Annotated in this window: 6 protein-coding genes; 5 read left to right on the forward strand and 1 reads right to left on the reverse strand. The window is 47.4% G+C overall.

Annotation, left to right across the window (positions count from 1 at the left end; translation table 11 throughout):
* Positions 1-373: 373 nt before the first annotated feature.
* On the forward strand, positions 374-781 hold the full coding sequence (locus LKK83_RS01140) for a DUF4351 domain-containing protein (protein WP_324628907.1): 408 nt from the start codon (positions 374-376) through the stop codon (positions 779-781).
* Positions 782-859: 78 nt separating this feature from the next.
* On the opposite strand, the gene LKK83_RS01145 is transcribed toward LKK83_RS01140, so the two are convergent.
* Complete coding sequence (locus LKK83_RS01145) at positions 860-1,447, reverse strand: HD domain-containing protein (protein WP_324628897.1); 588 nt, start codon at positions 1,445-1,447, stop codon at positions 860-862.
* Positions 1,448-1,558: 111 nt separating this feature from the next.
* Here LKK83_RS01145 and LKK83_RS01150 point away from each other — a divergent pair, with 111 nt between their 5' ends.
* From LKK83_RS01150 to LKK83_RS01165, 4 genes are all read left to right on the forward strand, one after another.
* The gene (locus LKK83_RS01150; protein WP_324628899.1) at positions 1,559-4,519 is read left to right on the forward strand and encodes a valine--tRNA ligase; all 2,961 of its coding nucleotides are present in this window, start codon (positions 1,559-1,561) and stop codon (positions 4,517-4,519) included.
* Positions 4,520-4,664: 145 nt separating this feature from the next.
* A complete protein-coding gene (locus LKK83_RS01155; RefSeq protein WP_324628901.1) occupies positions 4,665-5,129 on the forward strand; it encodes a hypothetical protein in 465 nt (154 codons plus the stop codon).
* Positions 5,130-5,424: 295 nt separating this feature from the next.
* A complete protein-coding gene (locus LKK83_RS01160) occupies positions 5,425-5,667 on the forward strand; it encodes a helix-turn-helix domain-containing protein (protein WP_324628903.1) in 243 nt (80 codons plus the stop codon).
* The coding region (locus LKK83_RS01165; RefSeq protein ID WP_324628906.1) for a Cfr10I/Bse634I family restriction endonuclease at positions 5,660-5,966 on the forward strand (307 nt) is incomplete at its 3' end. The genes LKK83_RS01160 and LKK83_RS01165, both read left to right, overlap by 8 nt.

Genomic DNA, 5,966 nt, shown 5'->3' on the forward strand with positions numbered 1-5,966 from the left:
CCCCGACTCCAGGAATTAAACTCACTCCCTTTTCCCCTTTATAAAACTCCCCAAACCCCTTGATTTATACTCACAATTTTGCCTCAATAATTAACATCATCTACCGCAACCAATTATGGCTGAAACAGATATTAGTAGTAAGAGATTAATCGCCCGGTCTCCCAATGGAAAATAAAAATATGATTGGCTGGTATATCCCGTAGTCGTTAATATTTTCCCTCCCCTCTCCGACGTCACCATTCCCACCTGCTATCAATCCACTATAATGGGATTACAAGCTCGGCAAGACTATCGAGTCATTAACCTCTGGTAAATCGACGTTGAAGTAGCCTTTCAACCGGACCTAAAGGCTCTCCTGCCCTTAGCACCCGTGATGAAAGGCGGCGGAAACGAAACCATATTGCGCCGTGCCGCCCAACGACTGCAAACAGAAGAACGGGGAGAAAATTTACAACAAGTGTTGGGAATTTTTGCTACATTTGTATTGGGCAAAGAGTTAGTGGAGCGAGTTATGAGCTTAGAAGCACAAGCATTACGAGAATCTGTTTGGGGTCAGGAAATTTTCAAGGAAGGCGAATTGCAGCTCCTACAACTTCCGATCCGTAGTCCGTTTCGCGAGGTACCCGAGTCGATAGAACGGAATTTACAACAGTTGAATTTGGAGCAAATCGAGAACTTTGCCGAAAGGCTGATGTATGTCAATTCCTTGGATAAACTGATGGCATATTTAACTCCAAAAAATCCCAATTATACTAGCAGCAAAACCGAGCAAAAAAAATAGCCCGCGTAGGCGGGCTATAGCGCTGTCGCCCCGGGCTTCCCTAAAGCCTTTGCCTTGGCGCGATTTCAATCCCCCGCCTCATTCTTTTAAATACCCCTTTTCCATTGCCTCCTCAATTATCTGCTGAACCAAAGGCCATAATGCCGGAATCCCCTCTTGTACCGGACTCATGCGATCGCGAACTTGAGCCGCATTAATGCCATGCATCTTCCAAGTTGCCCCCTCAGTTTCTCGGTTTTGCAACAACGGTTGCAAGCGATCGAGTGCCGTTGCAAACTGTGCATTTGCCGTGGCATTCTCCTCAAACTCCTGCCACAATTCCCGCAACTCCAACCCCTGTAGTGCTGGCAAAATTCCAAACAACTTTTCCGCCGCCTCAGCTTCCCGCGCCGCCTTATCCAAATTGCCCTGTAAGTCATAACAAAACGTATCTCCCGCATACACTTCCACCAAATCGTGAACCAGCAGCATTTTTATCACCCGCAATAAATCCACCGGTTTAGGGGCATACTCTTGCAACAGCATCGCCATCATCGCCAAATGCCACGAATGTTCGGCACTATTTTCCTGACGCGAACCATCCGCGAGCAAGGTCTGTCGCAGCACCCCCTTAAGTTTATCGATTTCGATCGCAAATTGAATTTGTTGCCCCAGTCTCTCATCCATGCCCCTCAAACCTCCACAAAACGCATCTTCCTTCGCGAGTCACGAACCGATATGGCAAAATCTTAAAATAGATCCATCGATCTGTAACCCGTTCACCTTCTTGAATAATTAATGACTTCCACCATTCCCAACCTACCGAGTCAATACGACCCCAAAACCACAGAAGCGAAATGGCAGGACTTCTGGGAAAAACAGCACTGTTTCACCGCTGACCCCAACCACCCAGGGGAACCCTACTGCATCGTCATTCCGCCCCCCAACGTCACCGGAAGCTTGCACATGGGTCACGCCTTCGAGAGTGCCCTGATCGACGTCCTCGCCCGCTATCATCGCATGAAAGGGCGCAACACCCTGTGGCTACCCGGGACCGATCACGCCAGCATCGCAGTGCAAACCATCCTGGAAAGACAACTGCGCGAGGAAAAGAAAACCCGCCACGACATCGGGCGGGAAAAATTCCTCGATCGCGCCTGGAAATGGAAAGAAGAATCCGGTAACACCATCACCAATCAACTGCGCCGCCTTGGCGTCTCCGTGGATTGGACCCGCGAACGGTTTACAATGGACCAAGGCTTATCCCAAGCAGTCCTCGAAGCCTTCGTCAGCCTTTACGAAGAAGGACTAATTTATCGCGGTAAATACATGGTAAACTGGTGTCCCGCCAGTCAATCCGCCGTTTCCGATTTAGAAGTCGAACCCAGAGAAGTCAACGGGCATTTGTGGCATTTCCAATATCCTCTCAGCGACAGTTCCGGATATTTGGAAGTCGCAACTACCCGCCCGGAAACCATGCTGGGCGATACCGCACTCGCCGTCAATCCCAACGACGATCGCTATCGCCATTTAATCGGCAAAACCTTAATTTTGCCCATTATGAATCGCGAAATCCCGATTATTGCCGATGAATTAGTAGACCCGGAATTTGGAACCGGCTGCGTGAAGGTGACGCCCGCCCACGACCCCAACGATTTTGAAATGGGGATGCGGCACAATTTGCCGTTTATCAACATTATGAATAAAGACGGTTCCCTGAATGAAAATGCCGGACCATTTCAGGGACTCGATCGCTTTGCGGCGCGAAAAGCAGTGGTCAAACAGTTTGAAGAAGACGAACTGCTGGTGAAAGTGGAAGATTATCATCATACCGTGCCTTATAGCGATCGCGGTAAAGTTCCCGTAGAACCCTTAATTTCTACTCAATGGTTCGTCAAAATCGAACCCCTATCCACTCGCGCCCTCAATTTCCTCGACCAGAAAAATTCCCCGCGCTTTATTCCCGATCGCTGGACCAAAGTGTATCGCGATTGGCTGGAAAAACTGAAAGATTGGTGCATCTCTCGTCAACTGTGGTGGGGACATCAAATTCCCGCTTGGTACGCCGTCAGCGAAACCCACGGCGAAATCGCCGACAATACCCCCTTTGTAGTGGCCAAAAGCGAAGCGGAAGCCACAGAAAAACTGCAAGCCAAATTTGGCAAAACCGTCCAGATTCAACAAGATCCGGACGTGCTAGATACCTGGTTTTCCTCCGGATTGTGGCCCTTTTCCACCCTCGGATGGCCCTCCCAAACGGAAGATTTGCAAACCTACTATCCCACCACCACTCTCGTCACCGGATTCGATATCATCTTTTTCTGGGTGGCCAGAATGACCATGATGGCGGGTCATTTTACCCAACAAATGCCCTTTAAAGATGTTTACATCCACGGATTAGTGCGGGATGAAAATAACAAGAAAATGTCGAAATCTGCCGGGAATGGTATCGACCCCCTGTTGCTGATCGACAAATACGGCACCGACGCCTTGCGTTACACTTTGATTCGGGAAGTGGTGGGGGCCGGACAAGATATTCGGTTGGAATATAACCGCAAAACCGACGAATCCGCATCGGTAGAAGCGTCGCGCAATTTCACCAATAAATTGTGGAATGCGGCGCGGTTTGTGATGATGAATTTGGATGGCAAAACGCCGCAGCAGTTGGGGAATCCCCCCGGAGTGCGCCAGGTTCAATCCGAAGCGATATCCACCGTGGTACCGCCTCGCGATCGCCACCTTGGACCGGACGAACAGTTAATTGAAAATCGCGCCCCTACTCTGTATCCCACCCCCACGGCGACAGAAGGAACTCAAACCCAAGCCACGCCTGCGCCCACCATCGGATCGGCGACGCCCACCGTAGAAGGCGCAACAGCCGCCGTTTCGGCGCAAACTGCTGCAGATAGCACCTTGGAATTGAGCGATCGCTGGATTCTGTCGCGCTATCACCAAACCGTACATCAAACTTGCGAGTATATCGATAATTATGGCATGGGAGAAGCAGCGAAAGGCTTGTATGAATTCATCTGGGGCGACTTCTGCGACTGGTACATTGAATTAGTCAAGTCCCGCTTACAGGGAGAAAATGCAACCTCCCGACAGGTGGCACAGCAGACCCTCGCCTACATACTCGAGGGGATTTTGAAATTGCTGCATCCGTTTACCCCCCATATCACCGAGGAAATTTGGCATACCCTGACGCAAACTGGGGACGAGAAATCCTTAGCCCTGCAACCCTATCCGGAAGCAGATGCGAAGTGGATCGATAGCGCCCTGGAATCGGATTTTGAGTTGTTAATTGGTACGATTCGTACCATTCGCAACTTGCGCGCCAAGGTGGATATTAAACCCAGTGCCAAGATTAAGGCAATTTTGCAAAGCGATAGCGAGAAAGAACGGGAAATCCTCACCAGTGGGGAAGGGTATATCCAGGATTTAGGCAAAGTAGAGGAATTGGCGATCGTTCCTGCATTGGAGAAAGCCCCGGAAAAAACCATCGCCGGCGTGGTGGGAACTGTGCAAGTGCTGGTTCCCTTGGCGGGGGTGGTGGATATCGACCAACTGCGTGCAAAAATCGAGAAGAATTTAGGTAAAGTAGAGGCAGAAGTCAAATCACTTTCCGGTCGTTTGTCGAACCAGAATTTTGTCAACAAAGCGCCTGATGAGGTGGTTCAAGGAGCGCGAGATGCCTTGGCGGAGGCGGAAAAACAAGCAGAAATTCTGCGCGATCGGCTTCGGGAATTAGGCAGTCAATAATCCTGCCTTGTCTGGGGTGAATGATGAATGAAAATTTATCGTTCACCCCCGCCTTTTCGATGTAGAATTGAGAGGCGATCGCTCTAGCATCGAGTCTCAATTCTTCCCCCACATCTCTGCTGTGTTTTTACCCCGGTTTTTCATCATGCTCTATTTAGCCCAGGTGCAAAAAAAAGGATTTTTAGGCAAAACTGGATTGCGACTGCTCGCCTGCCAAAAACCGGGAGAAATTTGGGTATTAATGGCTGAAAAGGAAGAAGTATTTGTCACCGAATCTTCGCCCTTATCGGAAGGGGTTTTAGTGTTGGTGGAACTTTCTCATCAAGGTCAAATTCGCTCAGTCAAAGAAGCCACGGAATGGGTAATGAGTTTGGTGGAGAAATACTTGAATAAAGGAATCACGCCGGAGTTTTTGCAGTGGCAAACCGAAGAAATCGAAAACTGGCGACAGTCCCTAACCTTGCAAAGTCAGGAACTTTCCCGACGAGAGTTAGACTTGGAAGCGCGCCGCGACCAGATTCAAGAGTTAGAAGATAAGCTAAAACAAGAGCGCCGACGATTAGAAGCGCTCAGCCGAAAATTAGAATCGGAAAACAAGGAATTGCATTAAATTTACAAATTGTTCTCGGCATTTTCACGGATCTAGCTACCGAGAGGTACTCAGTGGGGATCCACTTTACAGAGTCGGTGTCGAGTATGTAGCCATGATTCGGTTATGGTGTCGAATTGGATAGTTGGGGCAAAAAATTCTCCAGATCGCCCTCTTACAAGACGATCTCCAAACTCACGGCACCTTTTTGTTACTTATATAATTCAAAATGTATTCAATTGTATGTAGACAAATATTCTACAAAAGTTTATATATAGTTTGTGGAAAAATTATTAACATTTCACAAAAATTGAAAGTGAACTCCGATCGAATGGATATTAAAAAACGTTTTGGAAAAGCAGTAAGACGACGCCGTAAAGAACTGGATATTTCTCAAGAAGTGCTGGGGGAAATGTCAGATCTTCATCGTACCTACATTTCTAGCATTGAACGAGGAACTCGCAATCCTTCACTGGAAAACATTACCAAAATTACGGAATCACTGAATATTTCCATTTCAGATTTTTTTGCAAAATATGTGAATCCCCCAAATGAATAATCATAATTGGTTTTCTGAATCTGATACAGGAATTCAACTGAACAGCTTAGTAATCTATGAAGAATTGTACGAAGATATTTTAGACAAAATAAATCAGGGTCATTCTGTAGAAGATATATTAAAATGGATTGAAGAAAAAGCGGTTGAAGTTTGTAAAGAAAACTACAACAACAGAGAACCTACTAGAAATTCACTGAATAATTCTAAAGGCAGATGGAATGAATCGATAGCCTTAAGTTTTTTTTCGGAAATCGCTATAGAAAAAAACAAACAAAATACCCCATATTTTGTGGGGATTT

Source organism: Phormidium sp. CCY1219, assembly GCF_035615515.1.
Lineage (GTDB): Bacteria > Cyanobacteriota > Cyanobacteriia > Cyanobacteriales > Laspinemataceae > CCY1219.

What these genes read in the sequence shown, in the direction of transcription:
- LKK83_RS01140 (WP_324628907.1), top strand. Translation starts at nt 374, where the DNA reads ATGAAAGGCGGCGGAAACGAAACCATATTGCGCCGTGCCGCCCAACGA.
- LKK83_RS01145 (WP_324628897.1), bottom strand. Translation starts at nt 1,447, where the DNA reads ATGGATGAGAGACTGGGGCAACAAATTCAATTTGCGATCGAAATCGAT.
- LKK83_RS01150 (WP_324628899.1), top strand. Translation starts at nt 1,559, where the DNA reads ATGACTTCCACCATTCCCAACCTACCGAGTCAATACGACCCCAAAACC.
- LKK83_RS01155 (WP_324628901.1), top strand. Translation starts at nt 4,665, where the DNA reads ATGCTCTATTTAGCCCAGGTGCAAAAAAAAGGATTTTTAGGCAAAACT.